The sequence below is a fragment of the Spongiibacter marinus genome, from assembly GCF_016906995.1.
Lineage (GTDB): Bacteria > Pseudomonadota > Gammaproteobacteria > Pseudomonadales > Spongiibacteraceae > Spongiibacter > Spongiibacter marinus.
Genome location: NZ_JAFBBD010000006.1, coordinates 18,885 through 36,878, shown reverse-complemented (window position 1 = coordinate 36,878; position 17,994 = coordinate 18,885). Strand labels below are relative to the sequence as shown.

General features: G+C 54.5%; 16 protein-coding genes. 4 read left to right on the top strand and 12 right to left on the bottom strand.

Annotated features, from left to right (window positions below; genetic code table 11):
• Positions 1–16 precede the first annotated feature (16 nt).
• The 8 genes from pstA to HNR64_RS10100 form a co-directional block, all read right to left on the bottom strand.
• A complete protein-coding gene (gene pstA, locus HNR64_RS10135) occupies positions 17–1,717 on the bottom strand; it encodes a phosphate ABC transporter permease PstA (RefSeq protein WP_204996375.1) in 1,701 nt (566 codons plus the stop codon).
• A gap of 17 nt (positions 1,718–1,734) precedes the next feature.
• Positions 1,735–3,891 (bottom strand): ABC transporter permease subunit, encoded by a 2,157-nt coding sequence (locus HNR64_RS10130; protein ID WP_239547780.1) that lies wholly within the window; start codon positions 3,889–3,891, stop codon positions 1,735–1,737.
• A gap of 194 nt (positions 3,892–4,085) precedes the next feature.
• Complete coding sequence (locus tag HNR64_RS10125) at positions 4,086–5,054, bottom strand: phosphate ABC transporter substrate-binding protein PstS family protein (RefSeq protein WP_204996373.1); 969 nt, start codon at positions 5,052–5,054, stop codon at positions 4,086–4,088.
• 80 nt (positions 5,055–5,134) lie between these two features.
• Positions 5,135–6,430, bottom strand: a complete 1,296-nt coding sequence (phoR, locus tag HNR64_RS10120) for a phosphate regulon sensor histidine kinase PhoR (protein ID WP_204996372.1) — start codon at positions 6,428–6,430, stop codon at positions 5,135–5,137.
• A 9-nt stretch (positions 6,431–6,439) separates the two neighbouring features.
• Complete coding sequence (phoB, locus tag HNR64_RS10115; RefSeq protein ID WP_027873874.1) at positions 6,440–7,147, bottom strand: phosphate regulon transcriptional regulator PhoB; 708 nt, start codon at positions 7,145–7,147, stop codon at positions 6,440–6,442.
• A 105-nt stretch (positions 7,148–7,252) separates the two neighbouring features.
• Positions 7,253–8,107, bottom strand: a complete 855-nt coding sequence (purU, locus tag HNR64_RS10110; protein WP_204996371.1) for a formyltetrahydrofolate deformylase — start codon at positions 8,105–8,107, stop codon at positions 7,253–7,255.
• A gap of 29 nt (positions 8,108–8,136) precedes the next feature.
• On the bottom strand, positions 8,137–8,985 hold the full coding sequence (locus HNR64_RS10105) for an SPFH domain-containing protein (protein WP_027873876.1): 849 nt from the start codon (positions 8,983–8,985) through the stop codon (positions 8,137–8,139).
• Positions 8,986–9,030: 45 nt separating this feature from the next.
• The gene (locus HNR64_RS10100; RefSeq protein WP_027873877.1) at positions 9,031–9,507 is read right to left on the bottom strand and encodes an NfeD family protein; all 477 of its coding nucleotides are present in this window, start codon (positions 9,505–9,507) and stop codon (positions 9,031–9,033) included.
• A 167-nt stretch (positions 9,508–9,674) separates the two neighbouring features.
• On the opposite strand from HNR64_RS10100, the gene HNR64_RS10095 reads away from it, so the two are divergent.
• The 3 genes from HNR64_RS10095 (at position 9,675) to HNR64_RS10085 (ending at position 12,905) form a co-directional block, all read left to right on the top strand.
• Positions 9,675–11,807, top strand: a complete 2,133-nt coding sequence (locus HNR64_RS10095) for a YgiQ family radical SAM protein (protein WP_204996370.1) — start codon at positions 9,675–9,677, stop codon at positions 11,805–11,807.
• Positions 11,808–12,010: 203 nt separating this feature from the next.
• Entirely contained in the window at positions 12,011–12,217 is a 207-nt protein-coding gene (locus tag HNR64_RS10090; protein WP_022957413.1) for a cold-shock protein, read from the top strand.
• Positions 12,218–12,374: 157 nt separating this feature from the next.
• Positions 12,375–12,905 carry an acyloxyacyl hydrolase gene (locus HNR64_RS10085; RefSeq protein ID WP_204996369.1) on the top strand — a complete coding sequence of 177 codons (531 nt, stop codon included), beginning with the start codon at positions 12,375–12,377 and terminating at the stop codon, positions 12,903–12,905.
• Positions 12,906–12,911: 6 nt separating this feature from the next.
• Here the strand turns inward: HNR64_RS10085 and rlmKL are convergent, their stop codons facing one another.
• Positions 12,912–15,092 carry a bifunctional 23S rRNA (guanine(2069)-N(7))-methyltransferase RlmK/23S rRNA (guanine(2445)-N(2))-methyltransferase RlmL gene (gene rlmKL / locus HNR64_RS10080; protein WP_204996368.1) on the bottom strand — a complete coding sequence of 727 codons (2,181 nt, stop codon included), beginning with the start codon at positions 15,090–15,092 and terminating at the stop codon, positions 12,912–12,914.
• Positions 15,093–15,327: 235 nt separating this feature from the next.
• On the opposite strand from rlmKL, the gene rmf reads away from it, so the two are divergent.
• Positions 15,328–15,531, top strand: a complete 204-nt coding sequence (gene rmf, locus HNR64_RS10075) for a ribosome modulation factor (protein ID WP_027873880.1) — start codon at positions 15,328–15,330, stop codon at positions 15,529–15,531.
• Positions 15,532–15,625: 94 nt separating this feature from the next.
• Here rmf and rluB read toward each other — a convergent pair whose 3' ends face one another.
• The 3 genes from rluB to HNR64_RS10060 are packed head-to-tail and all read right to left on the bottom strand — an operon-like array spanning position 15,626 to position 17,981.
• On the bottom strand, positions 15,626–16,420 hold the full coding sequence (rluB, locus tag HNR64_RS10070; RefSeq protein WP_204996367.1) for a 23S rRNA pseudouridine(2605) synthase RluB: 795 nt from the start codon (positions 16,418–16,420) through the stop codon (positions 15,626–15,628).
• Positions 16,420–17,103: an SMC-Scp complex subunit ScpB gene (gene scpB, locus HNR64_RS10065; RefSeq protein ID WP_239547779.1), complete on the bottom strand. Its 684-nt coding sequence runs from the start codon at positions 17,101–17,103 to the stop codon at positions 16,420–16,422. Before scpB ends, rluB begins: the two co-directional genes overlap by 1 nt.
• Before the next feature lie 44 nt (positions 17,104–17,147).
• Positions 17,148–17,981 (bottom strand): segregation and condensation protein A, encoded by an 834-nt coding sequence (locus tag HNR64_RS10060; protein WP_204996583.1) that lies wholly within the window; start codon positions 17,979–17,981, stop codon positions 17,148–17,150.
• Positions 17,982–17,994 lie beyond the last annotated feature (13 nt).

Here is a 17,994-nt window from a genome sequence, read left to right as displayed (position 1 = left end):
GTCATGGCTGTGCCAATTACATTTCCAGAGATTTGTATTTTTCGCGCAGATGATTCCGCAGTGCCACGGCACTGAGGTTCAGCAGCGCAATGATAATCACCAACAGCAATGCCGTAGCGTACACCAGTGGCCGCGCTGCTTCGACATTCGGGCTTTGAAAACCAACATCATAGATGTGGAAGCCCAAGTGCATAAACTTCTGATCGAGGTGGAAGTATGGGAAGTTGCCATCCACCGGTAGCGACGGTGCCAACTTGACCACCCCGACGAGCATCAACGGCGCAACCTCCCCGGCGGCACGAGCAACAGCCAGAATCAGGCCAGTCATCATCGCCGGGCTGGTCATGGGCAACACCACCCGCCACAGGGTCTCTGCCTTCGTAGCACCCAGGGCCAGACTGCCCTCTCGCAGATTGCGGGGAATACGCGCCAAGCCCTCTTCGGTTGCCACAATAACCACCGGCAGCGTCAGCAGCGCCAGCGTCACAGACGCCCACAGAAGCCCCGGCGTACCAAAAGTTGGCGACGGCAGTGCTTCGGGGAATAAGGCCTGGTCGATTTCTGCCCCAACAAAATAGATAAAGAAGCCGAGCCCGAACACCCCGTATACAATCGAGGGCACACCCGCCAGGTTATTCACCGCGATGCGCACGATTCGCGTCATCAGCCCCTGCTTGGCGTATTCGCGCAGATACACCGCCGCGATCACACCGAAGGGCGTTACCAGTACTGACATAATCAGCACCATGATCACTGTGCCGAAGATCGCGGGGAAGATGCCACCCTCGGTATTCGCTTCGCGGGGCTCATCGGTGAGAAACTCCGCAAACTTGCCGAAGTAAAAACCGACCTTGTTGGCAAAGTTCATGGTATTGGGCTTGTAGGCGTGGACCACCGTCGACACGCGTTGCTCGCGCTGCTGGCCCTGCGCGGTCTCGACAATAAAACTGTCTCGGTTCCACTCGGCATACAGTGCATTCAGCTCTTTTTGCAATACCGCATAGGCGGCATCCAGCTCAGCGCGTTCGCTGTCTATTTCCAGCTGCTTTTGGGCGCGCTCAGCGGCGGGCAAGGCTTCATCGAGTTCCAAGCCGCGCTGGCGCAGACGCAGTTTTTCCAAGCGGTAGTTGATCGCGCCAATCTCTTTCTTTTCAACGCGCTCGATATCATGGTGAATGGTTTCAGCACGTTCGATACTCTGCTGAAACGCCTGCCACAGTGCTTCGTCATCGGCGGCGGCGATCGCCTGGCCATCGCGCTTCAAACCGCGCAAAAAGCCGTAAAAGTTGCCCCACTCACGGCGCTCGAGAACAATCGCTTGTTCTGGGTAATACGTGTTCTGCAGGTAGCGACTTAACACCCATTTAAAATCCGCACCGCTAACATCGCGGTTGCCGACTTTCACCAGCTCTCGCTGGATAAACGGCTCGTCGGTATCGAGTGTAAAGCCAGCGCTGAGCAGCTGCTCGATCGCCACATCCTCGCTTTCAACCCGCTCAGCCATCACCACCGCTGGGGTTTCATCCGGCAACTGATACTCTGCGACAAAAACATCGGCAGGCCAAAAGTGGCTGAAACCCCGCACTGCCAACAGTATTAACAAACCGATAACGGCCAGTGTGCTGACGGTCACCGCAGCGGCGTTCATCCAAATCAAGGGTTCGCCGCCCTTGAACCAGGCCGTCAGCCCCTGCTTTTCTTTATCCTGTAAATACATGATGTATCCCGAATCAATCAGAGGTTGCCGTAGCGCTGACGCAGACGCTGTCTGACCGTCTCCGCAACAGTGTTAACAACAAACGTAAACATAAATAGTACAAAGGCCGCCAAGAACAACACCCGATAGTGACTGCTGTCGACTTCCGTTTCACCAATTTCTACCGCGATATTTGCCGCCAGCGTCCTCATACCCTCGAAGATATTGGCGTCCATAATCGGGGTATTACCAGTGGCCATCAGAACGATCATTGTCTCGCCGACCGCGCGACCCATGCCGATCATCAGGGCTGAGAAGATACCCGGGCTGGCGGTGGGCATAACGACACCAACAAGGCTTTGCCAAGGCGTTGCGCCGAGCGCCAGTGATCCGTAACTAAGGTGCTTGGGTACCGAGAAAATGGCATCTTCGGCAATTGAAAAGATCGTGGGGATAACGGCAAAACCCATTGCCACACCCACCACCAGAGCATTGCGCTGGTCGAAGGATATGCCCAGATCATTGGTCAACCAGGCGCGCATATCGCCCGCAAAGAATGCCCTCTCCATTGGCGCGCTCAGCTCAACGCATGCGATTACCAGACCAATTACAACGGGCACCAACAGCAAGGGATGCCAGCCTTCGGGAACGCGGCGACTCACGCTCACGGGTAGCCGCGACCACAGCCAAGCGAAAATGAGAATACCCACTGGCAGAGCAATAAAGATACTGAATACCGCGGGCAAATTGCGCTCGATAAAAGGCGCCAGCCACAGGCCGGCCAAGAAACCGAGAATAACGGTAGGCAAGGCCTCCATTAACTCGATGAGTGGTTTAACCTTGCGGCGCAGCGAGGGCGCCATGAAATACGCGGTGTAAATCGCACCACAAATCGCCAATGGCGCCGCAATTAACATGGCATAAAAAGCGGCTTTCAGGGTGCCGAAAGCCAACGGTGCAAAGCTGTACTTCGGCTCAAAATCATTGTCTGCAGCCGAGGACTGCCAAACATAATCGGGCTCAGGGTAGCTTTCGTACCACACCTTGCTCCACAGCACAGACCAAGAGACCTCGGGGTGCTCATTTTCCACGGCGAAGCTACGGATCTCCCCTCCCTGCAACTCGACAAGGAGGCGATCCGCCCGCGGCGAAATTGCCATGCCAAGCACATTTTTTAATTCCAGCTCTTCACTCAGCAAACGGCGTTGCGACGTGCTGTAGAAGATATCGAGGTGGCCGTCATCGGTAATGCTGACAAAGCCTTTGCGGCGGTGTTCGGTCAGCAGCATCGCGGAGGGGCCACCTGCCGTAAACTGGCGCACAAACTGCAAACCGTATTGCCCGCCCTGCTGAGCATTGCGAACCACGAACCACTGGGACACGCTGCCATCCTCGTCGGCGGTGAGCAAAGAAATACCGCCTAACAAAAAGCGTACATCACTCAGTGCCGCGCCATCAGTCACTTCGCCGCGATCAACGATCTCCAGGCTGCGCAGGCTAATCAACCGGTAGCCACCTTGCTGGCTCAACACGTACAGCCACTGCTGGCGAGGCCCGATCAATAGATAGTCGGCGGAGATATCCAGCGTTGGCAATGCCAGGTTTTCTTCGACCAGGGTGATTTCTTCACTGAGGAAGTCTTCTTCTTTGGTCCAGCGGCGTCCGACCAAATGGCCGTCACTCACGGCGACCACCACCAGGGCTTCCTCACTGTCGCGCACGGCTAGTCGGCTTAGGGCCGCGTCGCTAATTTCCATGCCGGCTTCGCCATAGGGAAAGCGCAGAGACGGCGTAATCAGGCGTTGATCCTCGGGGTAGCTCACGCGATAGTCATGTTTGGCCAGCAGAGCTCGACCGTCTTCCATACCCACCGCGAATACGCGGGTTTCTTCTGACTCCAGTGCAAAGCTGCTAATCGCTGCAGTCGTTGGCAGCGACCGCTTGAGAACCTGTTGACCATTCTCGGTATTAAAAAATACGGCATCCCCGTTTTCGGCAAGGCGAAATCCCACCTCGGCCTGTTCTTCCATTGCCAGATACAATGGCGCGGCGGCCACTGGCAGTTGGTACTGTTCCTCTGACTCGATGCCAGCCGAATTAAACAGCGGCAGAATTTCATACAGCAGATAGAAAAAGATCAGCAGAATGGACAGCAATACCCCAACACCACCGCCGGTGATAGTTGCTGTGGTCATGCCATCTTTGACTTGGCGCCATCTGCGTTGGGCCGATGCAGTTGCGCGCACCTCTGATTGCTTCATAAGTCTCGGGCTCTTTGAGGAACTGGCGGGGATTTTATGACGATAATGTTTCAGTTTTGTTACAGATAAAAAATGTGCCACAAACTCACGTTTGCAGCACATTTTACAGCGACATCATGTCGGCATTTTTACAGATCTAGCTTTTTGCGAATTTTCTCTACAACGCTTGCTGGCAGCGGGATGTAGCCATCTTTGGCAACGATTTCCTGACCCTGCTTTGACAGCACCAGCTTAACGAATTCGCGCTCTAGCGGCGTAAACGGCTTATTGGGTGCTTTATTCATGTAAACGTAGAGGAAGCGTGACAGCGGGTAGCTACCATTGATCGCATTTTCCGGCGTGGCGTCAACAAAACTGCCCTTCTCATTCTTGGACAGCGGAATAGCGCGAACGCTTGAGGTCTGGTAGCCGATGCCAGAATAACCGATGCCGTTAATAGAGGTAGACACAGACTGAACCACTGATGCCGAGCCTGGCTGCTCGTTTACACCATTTTTGAAGTCGCCTTTACAAAGTGCCTTGCCTTTAAAGTAGCCGTAGGTGCCCGATACCGAGTTGCGACCGAACATTTGAATATCGCGCGCTGACCACGATCCATCCATGCCGAGCTGACCCCAGCGCTGGATATTTTCCGGGTGGCCACACTTGCGAGTGCTTGAGAAAACCGCATCGACTTCGGCGATGGTCATCCCCTCAATGGGGTTGTCCTTGTGGACAAACACCGCCAGGGCGTCAATAGCCACCGGAACCGCAACGGGTTTGTAGCCATATTTCGCTTCGAAGGCTTCGATCTCTTTGTCCTTCATCTTGCGGCTCATTGGCCCCATGTTTGAAGTGCCTTCTGTCAACGCCGGGGGCGCAGTAGAGGAACCGGCTGCTTGAATCTGGACGTTAACGTTTGGGTAAGCGCGTTTGAAGTCTTCGCTCCAAAGCGTCATCAGGTTTGCCAGGGTATCTGAGCCAACGCTGGAAAAAGTGCCCGATACACCCGCCGCTTTTTCGTACACAGGCAGCGCCGGATCAACTTCAGTGGCTGCCGCCACCCACATAGAGGAAAGGCCAAATGCGGCCGCCATCAGACATTGCTTCAGTTTCACAGGTATCTCCCGATCAATAAAATTGGTAACACGGCTGTCATTTTAGCGGCGCTAGATGACGGATTTATTACAATGAGAAATCAGTTTACCCGAGTGATTAATGAACGTGGAAATAAACAACTGAACGTACTGCCATGCCCCGGCTGGCTGGAGATTTTCATCTCGGCCCGGTGGCGCAACAAAACATGTTTCACGATCGCCAAACCCAAGCCTGTACCGCCGGTATCGAGGGAGCGACTTTGATCAACCCGGTAGAAGCGCTCGGTTAGACGGGGAATGTATTGCGGCTCGATACCAATCCCGCTGTCCTGCACTTCCAACACACCGTGGCTGTCATCCTGATACCAACGCAGCACAATTCGGTCATCCTCGGCGGTGTAGCGCGCGGCGTTTACCGCCAAGTTAGACAGCGCGCTGCGTATTTCCGTCGCCTGCCCTTTCAGGGCAATGGCATCGTCACATTCGATGTCGATCTGGCGATTGCCCTTGGCGGCCGCGAGGGCTTCTTCGCGCACCATTTCCATCAGCGGGCGGATACGTATCACTTCATGCTCGCTGGCTTGAGGGACGGATTCCAGTCGCGACAAGAGCATTAAATCTTGAATGAGGTGGTGCATGCGGCGAGACTGCCGCAGCATTTGATCGATGGCGCGATCCCAGCGCGGGTTGTCGCCACCGTGCTCAGAAAACGTCTCCAGGTAACCATTGATCACCGTCAGTGGCGTGCGCAATTCGTGTGACACATTCGCGACAAAATCTTTGCGCATTTTTTCGAGACGGTGGGTTCGAGTGACATCGCGGGCAAACAGTAAACGATTACCCTCCGCGAAAAAGCTGATGCTTAAACTGAGCTGTATCTCGCTGTTTACCGGCGACGCCATTTCAAAGGGCATGGCGTATTTTTCAGCTTCGTAGTAGGCAACAAAATTCGGGTTGCGCACTAAATTCAGCAACTGCAAGCCGACATCTTCATCCCGGCGCAGCCCAAGTAGATCCATCGCCGCATCGTTGCACCATTCGATGCTGCCGTGACGATCCAGCATCACCACGGCATCTGACATCGATGCAAACGATGAATGTAAGTAATCAATAATTGCTTGTAACTGATCACGATCTCCCGACGCATGCTTCTGCATATCGTAAATCGTGTCGAAAATTTGACCCCACATGCCAATTGCCTCTGGCGGCTCGGTACCCAAGCCTCTATATAACCAGTCGCTCAGTCGTTGAAGTTGCCATAGCAGCCAGGTGCATATCACCGCTGCAACGATAAAAACGGGCCACACTCCAAGGTCGAACGCTGTTGCAAACACTGCCGCCGCTGCCAATGGCAGCACTACGCGAACAAGCTCCGTCTTCCAGCCGTAATACCGCATAGAGCAGCGCTAGGCGCTCACCCCCGTTGCGGAAAAACGGTAGCCAGTACCGCGAACGGTTTGAATCAGCTGCCCGAAGTCTCGCTCGTCGGTCAGCAGCGCTTTGCGAAGCCGGCGAATATGAACATCTACCGTGCGCTCTTCAACATAGACATTGGTGCCCCATACCTGGTCAAGCAGTTGACCACGGCTATAGGCACGCTCTTGGTGGGTCATAAAAAATTTCAGTAATTTAAACTCAGTGGGCCCCATATCCAAAGGCTCACCATTGGCAAACACGCGGTGACTGGCGGGGTCGAGTTTGAGGCCATCCACCTCAATGGTCTCTTCCTGCTCAGGCGAGCTGCCGCGGCGCAACACCGCCTTGATGCGCGCCATTAGCTCTCGGGAAGAAAACGGCTTGGTAATATAGTCGTCGGCACCGACATCCAGGCCCTGAACACGGTTGTCTTCATCGTCTTTAGCGGTGAGCATGATGACCAGCATATCCCGGGTTAAATCTTCCCGGCGCAAGCGGCGCAGCAGCTCAATACCACTGGTGACTGGCATCATCCAGTCCAGCAGTACCAGATCCGGGCGCTGATCAACAATAATTCCGTGCGCTTCCTGCGCATTGCTCGCTTCGATGCAGTCGTAACCGGCAAGCTCTAGCCCTACGCGGATCATCTCGCGAATGGCGGCTTCGTCATCGACGATGAGGATGGTCTTTGTGCTCATGCTCTTCCCTTGTAGCCTGTGGATGCTTGAGCCTGCATTAAAACGGCCTTTAATGACAATTATATGACAACGACTCGATCAAGGCGCCAGCCGTTGCCCCCAAGCTTAGTCGAAAACGACAGTTTTATTACCGTGCACTAACACCCTGTCCTCAAGGTGATTGCGAAGCGCGCGGGCCAGTACGCTCTTTTCGACATCCTTACCCAGACGCACCAGGTCATCCTTGCTATGGCGATGCGACACTCGAATGACGTCCTGCTCGATAATCGGCCCCTCATCCAGCTGCTCAGTAACGTAGTGGCTGGTGGCGCCGATCAATTTTACGCCGCGATCATAGGCCTTCTGGTAGGGGTTCGCGCCAATGAAAGAAGGCAAAAAGCTGTGGTGAATATTGATCATTCTGCCGCTGTACGCACGGCAAAATTCCGGAGGAATAATCTGCATATAGCGCGCCAGCACGACACAATCAGCGGCGTAGTTCTCTGTTAACTCTTGAATACGGGCGTGGGCCGGTGCCTTGTTTTGAGGGTCGACCGGCACATACTCAAACGGAATTCCATGCCACTCGACCATGCTGCGCAAGTTCTCGTGATTTGAGATCACACAGGGAATATCACAGTACAGCTCGCCGCTATGCCAGCGGTGCAATAAATCTGCAATACAGTGTGAGGCATGGCTTGCCAGAATCACCACCTTGCGCCGCCGCGCTGAGTCGACCAGCTCCCACTCCATGTCATATTCCTGCGCCAAGGGCGTAAATGCCTCGCGCACTGCCTCGGCACCGATACTCAGTGAATCGGCTTTAATCTCGTTGCGCATGAAAAACCAATTGCTGTCGGCATCGGCGTGATGATTGGCCTCGGTTAGCCAGCCCCCTTGATCGGCGACAAATTGGCTCACTTTGGCGACGATGCCAACGCGGTCCGGACAACTGGTGATCAAACGGTAGGTATGTTCCATCTTTACAACAACATCCTTGCAAAAAAATCTTAACCCTTGTTCAGTATCGCCCGCACCGCCTGAGGCAGGTCTGCGGGAAGCACAACGGTCTTGGCATTGTCGGACGCCGACAGCTCACGCAGCGAGTCAGCGTATTTTTCACCCAGCAGATACAGCACGGGCAATTCATCACCTTTAACGGCCTCCGAAACTAACTCAATCGCTGCACCGCTGGCCTTAGCCAACACCACTTCCGCCTGGGCGTCGCGACGCGATGCTTCCAGACGCCCCTCAGCTTCGAGGATCGCAGCCTGCTTCTCACCTTCGGCCTTGGTCACCGCCGCGCGGCGTTGACGCTCTGCCGCGGCCTGCTCTTCCATGGCACTTTGCATGGTGGGAGATGGATTAATGTCTTGGATTTCCACCGTTTTAAGAGTGATCCCCCAGTCGGAAATATCGTCTGAAATCCCCGCCTTGAGCTTGGCCTTGATTTGCTCCCGCGACGACAGGGCCGAGTCCAACGACATCTCGCCTACAATTGAACGCAGTGCGGTCTGTACCAGGTTTTGGATGGCAATGGTGTAATTCTCAACACCGTAAACAGCTTTCTCAGGAGAGACGATATTTATATAGGCCACCGCGTTGGCGATAATCACCGCATTGTCTTCAGTGATAACCTCCTGGGAAGGGATATCCAACACAATGTCCTTGGTTGTTAAGCGGTAGGCCACTTGATCAACATAGGGAATAATAAAGTTCAAACCGGGGTTCAAGGTGCCGTGGTATTTACCCAGGCGTTGCACAATGTGTTTATAGCCTTGGGGAACGGTCTTCACCCCCATCGACAGCGTGACGACGACCAATACAAACAACGCCCCTGTAATTGCTAAACCATCCATATTCTTCCCCTAAAACCTCGTGAAATGAGCCCGCCAGTAACGGTATTATTCGGCAGCTTTGGCGCCGCGTTGGCGGCGTACTATCAATGAATTACCTGAGATATCTTCAACAATGACCCGGTCTCCAACGATCAAGGGCTCGCGACAAATATAACTCCATTCGTCATTACCCAGCACCGGTATACTGAAGCGCACTTGCCCCTCGCGGTGGTCCCCAACGCGCGTAACCATACCCTCCTGACCCACAACCTGCTCGCGCGACATGCCCGATAAACTTTTATCTTTCATACGCGGATGCACAAATTTAAACCAGAGGAACAAGTCGACCGCCGACAGCCCCGCCCAGATCAACACTTGAACACTAAAGGGCAAATCCACGACGGCGGTGATCAGCCCTACCGCAATGGCACTGGCACCAAACCAAAGCATGACAAAGCTGGGAACAAAGACCTCGCTGGCAACCAGTAAAAGCCCCAAAACCATCCAGTGCCAGTACTCTATCGAGCTATTCAGCCAATCCATTTGTGCGCTCCTGCTGCCACGCGATAAGTGAGAGGCAATATTTAGCCACGATCTCACTTAATAGCAAGCGCCAAAGCTGCAAATTCACACTTGATTGGGGCTGCACCCCCACAGCAAACAGCTGGGATTTCCGGTACAATGGCCGATCATTCGAGAGTAGCTACGCCATGTCTTTACCACCGGCCATTTTTAGCCACCACCCCTACTGGGCGGAGTGCTTCGGCACCGCACCATACTTGCCAACCAGCCGCGAGGAAATGGACGCCTTGGGTTGGGACAGCTGCGACATCATTATTGTCACCGGCGATGCCTATGTGGATCACCCTAGCTTTGGCATGGCCGTTATTGGGCGCGTGTTGGAAGCGCAGGGCTTTCGCGTTGGCATTATTTCCCAGCCGGACTGGCAGTCGGCAGAGCCCTTCACCGCGCTGGGCAAACCTAACCTGTTCTTCGGCGTGGCCGCCGGAAACATGGACTCGATGATTAATCGCTACACAGCAGACCGCCGACTGCGTCACGACGATGCCTACTCACCGGATAACGTCGGTGGCAAGCGCCCTGATCGCGCGGTTATCGTCTATGCCCAGCGCTGCCGCGAAGCCTATAAAGACTGCCCCATTGTTATCGGCTCCATCGAAGCAAGCCTGCGACGCATCGCGCACTACGATTACTGGAGCGACAAAGTCCGGCGCTCAATTCTTATGGACTCGCGGGCGGATATTCTGCTGTATGGCAATGCCGAACGCGCCATTGTCGACCTCGCACACCGGCTGTCTCGCGGCGAGCCGGTGGAGCAAATTCGCGACCTTCGCGGCACCGCATTTATTCGCGACGCAGTGCCTAACGGCTGGACGGTTGTGGACTCCAGCGATATTGACCGACCCGGCAAGGTGGATCCGATCACCAGCCCCTATGTGGACACCGGCGCTGACCCCAGTTGCAAAACCGAACAGGCAAAGGCAGCAAGCGAGCCAGACGCTGCGCAGACCATCACTATTATCGACCCCAGGCAGGCCCGTAAAAGTGACGCACCGGCAGAACGAACAGTTATTCGCCTACCCGCTTATGAAACGGTAAAAAAAGACCCCGTCAGTTACGCCCACGCAGCGAGGGTGCTTCACCTGGAAACCAATCCAGGCAACGCACGCGCGCTGGTTCAGCGCCATGGCGACAAGGAAATCTGGCTCAACCCGCCACCCATTCCACTCACGACAGAAGAGCTCGACTGGGTCTTTGAGTTGCCCTACCAGCGCCGCCCTCACCCCCGGTACGGCGAGGCGCGGATTCCCGCGTATGAAATGATTCGCAACTCGGTGAATATCATGCGCGGCTGTTTTGGCGGCTGCAGTTTCTGTTCTATCACCGAACACGAAGGGCGGATTATTCAAAGCCGCTCAAAAGACTCGATTGTCAGAGAAGTGCAAAAAATTCGCGACAAAACGCCGGGCTTCACCGGTGTTGTGTCGGACCTCGGCGGCCCCACCGCCAATATGTGGCAACTGACCTGCAAAAGCGAAGCGATTGAAAAAAGCTGTCGTCGCCTATCCTGCGTCTACCCCGGGATTTGCAAAAACTTAAACACCGACCAAACACCGCTTATCGAGCTGTACCGTGAAGTTCGCAACCTGAAAGGTGTTAAAAAAGTCCTTATCGCCTCCGGCCTGCGCTATGACTTGGCCGTGGAAACACCCGAGTACGTCAAGGAACTGGTCTCTCACCATGTTGGCGGCTATTTAAAAATCGCACCCGAGCACTCAGAAGACTCACCACTGAGCAAAATGATGAAACCGGGCATGGGCAGCTACGACCGTTTCAAAGCCATGTTCGACAAATACTCCAAGCAAGCGGGCAAAGAACAGTACCTCATTCCCTACTTTATTGCGGCGCACCCAGGCACCCGCGATGAAGACATGATGAACCTGGCGCTGTGGCTGAAAAGCAACGGCTTTCGCGCCGACCAGGTGCAGGCCTTCTACCCCTCTCCAATGGCCAATGCGACGGCAATGTATTACTCGGGTAAAAACCCGTTACGCAAGGTAAGCCGTCGCAGTGAAAATGTATTCAGCGCTAAAGGATTGAAACAGCGACGTTTACATAAAGCCTACCTGCGTTACCACGACCCTGAAGGCTGGCCTGCGCTGCGCGAATCGCTGCTGAAAATGGGACGCAAGGATTTGATTGGCTATGGCAAAAAGCATCTCGTGCCGCCGCGCCAACCGGCAAACTGGAAAAGTAAAAACCCGAAGCGCGGCCGCATGCTAACGCAGCACACGGGACTTCCCCCTAGAAAAACGACATAAAAAATTCATTTTATGGCTGGCAAAAGGCTTTCTATACCTATTCAGACTGTGTATATAATGAGCTTGCTGGCTATAGATGCAGCTTGGTTTTATGTAAAAGCACCACGAAGTCGTTTTTAGTACCTCGTTCTGTTTCATAACTACCCTGCCTATCTCAGCTCAAGCCATACAAGGCAAACTTATAGACAACGAGGTTTTAAGACATGTCCAGAAGCACTGGTAAAGTAAAATGGTTCAACGAGACTAAAGGCTTTGGTTTCATTGAGCAGGATTCCGGCCCAGACGTTTTTGTTCACTTCAGCGCCATCTCTGGCTCTGGCTTCAAAACGCTGGCAGAAGGTCAAGCTGTTGAGTTTGACGTGCAGAGCGGTCAAAAAGGCCCTCAGGCAGCGAACGTAACCGTTATCTAATCATAGAGCGCGGTGACAAGAAGGCGGCGAAAGCCGCCTTTTTTGTGTCTGCGTTTTATTCACGACCTATTCGCACTGCGTAAAACATCACCGAAATATTTTTCACTTCTACAGGGATATACGCTTTAATCAGCGCAAACAACAAAAAGGACCCCGCATGAAAGCCGCAATAAAAGCTACAGCACTGGCTCTTGGCCTAATGGTCAGCCCCGTCATCCAAGCCGGTGAACACGAATGGCGTTTTGGCGTACTGGCCCACAATAAAGGCCCCATTGCCAGTGAAACGGAAGACGGCCCCGACGTCACGCTGGCGTACTACCACCACTTGAAACAATACAACTGGGGCGGCTTATTTGCTCACGGCGGCGCCGTTATTAACACAGCCGATGGCACCAGCTATCTCTACAGCGGACTCAACCCCAAATGGAACTTCGGTGAATCGCCAGTCTATTTTGAGCTGGGCTTTGGGCTTGCTGTTCACGATGGTGACCTTGAGAAAAAGTCAGCCGAGCGCCGTGAAATGGGCTCTCGAGTGCTGTTTCACACCGAATTTAACCTCGGCTACCAAATTAACCCGCTGTACAGTGTTGGCCTTTACTTAGACCACATTTCCAACGGTGGCATCCTCAACGACGACAACAACCGTGGGCTAGACACCTACGGCATTCGTCTCGGTCGTCGGTTTTAATTAAGGTCAGGCAGACGCGCCCCGGCGGTGAGTAATGTACCAGCAATAATGTATGGGCTTACTGCGCCGCTTAAAATCCTCGTCTAGCGACCAAGCACAGCGGTCCGCAATCTCAAAACGCTCAGCCAGCGCCTCATCCAGTATGAAGTCGCGCTTATTGGTAGAAAAAATCAACAAGCCATCTTTGGCCAAACAGCGCATCGCCTGAGCAATCAATTCGGCGTGATCACGCTGGGTATCAAGCACATCGTCCATTCTCTTTGAATTAGAGAAGGTCGGTGGATCGAGAAGAATCAGGTCAAACTCCTCCTCACAACCTGCCAACCACTGTCTAGCATCCCCCTGCTCGGTGCGGTGGCGCGCCTCGCTCAAGCCATTGAGTGACAGGTTCTGTCGCGCCCATTTCAGGTAAGTGTGCGACATATCAACCGACGTTGTGTGGCGCGCGCCCCCCAGCCCCGCGTGCACTGAGGCAACGGCGGTATAACAGAAGAGATTCAGAAACCGCTTACCACGCGCTCGCTCGGCAATGTCCAAACGCACGGGGCGGTGATCGAGAAACAACCCGGTATCGAGGTAATCGTATAGATTCACCAGTACTGTGGCCTGGCCTTCGCGCACTTCTAGCACCTTGCCCTGCGGGGCTTGGCGTTCGTACTGAGACTTACCGCGCTGACGCCGTCGTTCCTTTAACGCAATATCTGTTACCGGCAGTGAAAACACCTCAGCACAAGCCTGCATTACCTCGCCCAGACGGCGACGGGCATCGTCGTCATTGACCGATGAGGGTGCGGCATATTCGCTGACATGCACGGCGTCGCCGTAGCAATCCACAGCCACGGCATATTCAGGCATATCCGCATCGTAAACACGAAAGCAGCTTATCTCGTTGCGACGACGCCACTTATCCAGGCGCTTTAGGTTTTTTCGCAAGCGATTGGCAAACATTTGCGCTCCGGCACTCAGCGCTGGTGCAACCGCTGCCTGTTGCTGCTCAGGTTTGCGCTCGGTTACGAAATATCGTTGTTCAACCTCAAACAACAGCAGTTTGCTCGGTATGGTGCCGTTGAAAAGTTGATATTGCTTGCAAGCGCGAATGCCCATTCGCTTCCCGAGGTCCGGGTTACCGGTAAACACTCCCGCCTGCCAACCTTGAAAGTCCTCGCGAAGGCTCTGCCCCAAGCGCCTGTACAAGTGCAGCAACTCCGCTTCTTCGCCAAGGCGCTCGCCATAGGGGGGGTTACAAATCAGCAGTCCAGGCAAGGCGTCGTTACGGGGTGGCGACAGCTCAGACAACTCGCCGCGCGCAACCTTCACGAATTGAGCAAGGCCCGCACGCCGGATATTGTCCTGCGCTTGCGCAATGACTTTACCGTTCGCATCGTAGCCCCAAATTTGCGGCCAGTTTCGGCGGTGAGCCTGTCGCTGCAAGTCCATTGCTTCATCGTGAAGTTGCCGCCACAAGGCCTGCTGATGCCCAGACCAGGCTGCAAATCCCCAGTGCTTGCGCTGCAGTCCAGGCGCAATATTCATTGCCATCATCGCCGCTTCGATCAACAAGGTACCGCTGCCGCACATGGGGTCGATCAAGCCACCACCGCGGCTGGCAACCCCAGGCCAGTCTGCCCGCAGCAACAACGCAGCCGCTAAATTTTCTTTCAATGGCGCCAGCGCGCCACTTTGCCGGTAGCCACGCCGGTGCAGGCTATCACCCGACAAGTCGATAGCAACGAGTATCTTGCCCTTGCGCAACCGCACATGAACACGAATATCAGGTTGCGATTTGGCGATATTTGGCCGCTCTTGCCCGGCCTCAATAAAGCGATCAACGATGGCATCCTTGCAACGCAGTGCGCCGAAGTGACTGTTGCGGATCTCGCGGCTGCGCCCGGCAAAGTCTACGAGAAGGCTGCTTCCCTCACGCATATGTGCAGGCCAGTCGATGGCATGCAGGCCATCGTATAATTGCTGGGCGCTGTCACCAGGGAACTCGGCCAGTGGCAAAAGCACTCTATTGGCAAGACGCGACCACAGGCATAGCCGGTAGATCGCATCGGGCGTCGCGTCGACCGTCACCGCCCCGACCGTTTCGCCCCGCTTCTGTGCTCCCAGGCGTTCGGCTTCATCTCCCAGTAAACCTTCGAGCCCCTTCGGGCAACTGAGGATTAGTGACTGCATTTGACTCATAAACACCCACCCGGGACATTGTGATTCAGGTAATTCATATTGCTTCTCAATAGCTTAGCGACTTTATACATGAACTCTATAAAACGCCCTAGCCTTATGCGAAATCGATCTTCGCGAGATTTATGAAAGTTTGGTTACATGGTAATTCGGTTGACGCACACTGCGCCAACTTTGGTTCGCTATGGCCCGCTCTGGGCGTAGTGAGTACACGTTGAACAATGGAGGCTTATGCCCTATGAGAAGACAGAAACGCGACATGACTGAGCGCGCCTACCAACGTGGTTATCAGGCAGGAATCGCCGGAAAAAACAAAGAAAATTGCCCTCACACTCAGCAACAACTCAAGCAGGAATGGATCTCTGGATGGCGCGAAGGCCGCGTCGACCACTGGGACGGTATCGACACCGCCACCGCACTCCAAAAGCAAGCGTTTCACTAATTCCGTGTCACTAGCCCCATAGCAATGGCCAGCGTGCTGGCTGTTGAGCCCCAGATAAAAGCCCGCCTTGAGCGGGCTTTTTTGTGCTTGCTAACTAGCGACGGCTACGCCTTCCCGGCTTGGCCTCCGCGGGGCTTTGCTCCGGCGGCGTCAATCCCGCCATCACATACACATCATCGACTTCGCGCTCGGGGAGCTCCGTCCACATGCCCACTTTCACTTTTGAAGGGATGAAAACATTGCCATAGCGCACACGCTTCAGGCGATTGACCTGCAAACCCTGCGACTCCCATAAACGCCGCACTTCGCGATTGCGCCCCTCCATGATAACCACGTAGTACCAGTGGTTAATGCCCTCGCCACCACCGTCTACGATATCGGTGAACCGGGCAACGCCGTCATCCAGCTGCACGCCATCTACTAAGGCCTGCAGGTTATGCTCACTGGCATTGCCCATAACGCGGCACAGGTACTCTCGCTCTATGGTTGTCGAAGGGTGCATGAGTTTATTGGCGAGATCACCATCGGTGGTGAACAGCAATAAACCGGTGGTGTTGTAATCAAGCCGCCCTACGCAGATCCAGCGCTCGCCGGATAATCGCGGCAACCGATCAAACACTGAGCGCCGCCCCTCTGGGTCTTTGCGGCTACAAATTTCCCCTTCGGGCTTGTTGTACAGCAGCACACGCGGCCGCTTACTACCCGTATCTGATTTGAGCGGGCGCCCATCGAACACGATGCGGGCAGTTTTATCTACGCGATCGCCCAGTGTCGCGAGCTCACCATTCACTTGCACCCGACCATCGCTGATCGCGCGCTCCATTTCACGGCGTGAACCCAAGCCTGCACGAGCAAGCACCTTTTGTAACTTTTCGTCTTCGGCACTCATCAGTGCTTTATCTCTGTCATTGTGTCGTCCTCATCGACGAGTTTGGCTTCGGCTTCGGCTTCGGCTTCGGCTTCGGCTTCGGCTTCGGCTTCGGCTTCGGCTTCGGCTTCGGCTTCGGCTTCGGCTTCGGCAGTATTTGACTCGGCGTTGGCCTCGGCAAGATTGTCTTTGTCGAACTGCAGCTCTGAGTTCAAAGAATCTAAATCGGCAATCTCAGCCAGACTGGGCAGTTCGTCGAGATTACTGAGATTAAAATAGTCCAAAAACTGACGCGTGGTCGCGTACATAGCCGGTCGGCCCGGCACATCTTTGTGGCCAACAACGCGCACCCACTCTCGCTCCAACAGTGTTTTAACAATGTGAGAGCTGACCGCAACACCCCGTATTTCTTCTATATCACCGCGAGTGATCGGCTGGCGGTAAGCGATCAGCGCTAGGGTCTCTAGCAGCGCGCGTGAATAGCGCTGGGGCTTTTCGTCCCACAAGCGACCTACCCAGGGCGCGAACTCTTCTCGCACTTGAAAGCGATAACCACTGGCCACCACTTTGAGCTCGTAACCACGACCCTCACAATCCCGCTCTATTTGCGCCAGAGCATCGCGAATTTCATTGGCCGCAGGCCGTTGTTGTTCGTCAAAGAGTTCAGCCAGCTGAGCGAGTGTCAGCGGCTTTCCCGCTGCCATCAGCGCTCCTTCGAGTATTCTTTGTAAATGCTGCGCGTCAATCATCAGGTGTTCTTAGCTTTAACGTGAATGGGGGCAAAAGGCGCTGACTGAACAATTTCAACCAGAGACTCCTTAATGAGCTCCATAATAGCCAAAAAGGTCACAACAACCCCGAGACGCCCTTCCTCGGGTTTGAACAGTGAGACAAAAGGCACAAAGGTATCGCCGCTCAGCCTCGCTAATACTTCCGACATTCTCTCACGAGTGGACAGCTTTTCCCGCTCGACCTGGTGGCTAATGTACAGATCTGCGCGCTGCAAGACTTCACTGAGCACAAGCATCAATTCTTTCAGATCAACATCGGGCTCTTGCTTAACCTTTTTCATTGGCGGCGGTGCCACCTCGCTAAGGTAAGTTTCACGCCCTACTCGCGGCAGCTGATCGATATTCTCTGCGGCCTGCTTGAAGCGCTCGTATTCCTGCAGCCTTCTTATTAACTGCGCGCGGGGGTCTTCGTCGTCTTCCAGCTCTTCGCTGGAGCGCGGCAGTAGCATCCGGGATTTAATTTCCGCCAACATCGCCGCCATCAACAGATACTCAGACGCCAGCTCGAACTGCATGGCGTTCATCATATTGACGTACTGCATGTATTGCTCAGTGATCTGAGCAACGTTGATCTCCAAAATATCGATGTTCTGTCGCTTGATCAGGTAAAGCAGAAGGTCAAGCGGCCCCTCAAAGGCTTCCAGGAAGACTTCTAAGGCTTCAGGGGGGATATACAAATCCTTTGGCAACTCGGTAAGCGGCTTACCCTGGACGATCGCAAACGGCATTTCACCCTGCTGGGGCCGACTGCGCAGCGCCTTAAGGCTAACAATGTCCATGGCACGCTGCATGGGTGCACGGCGG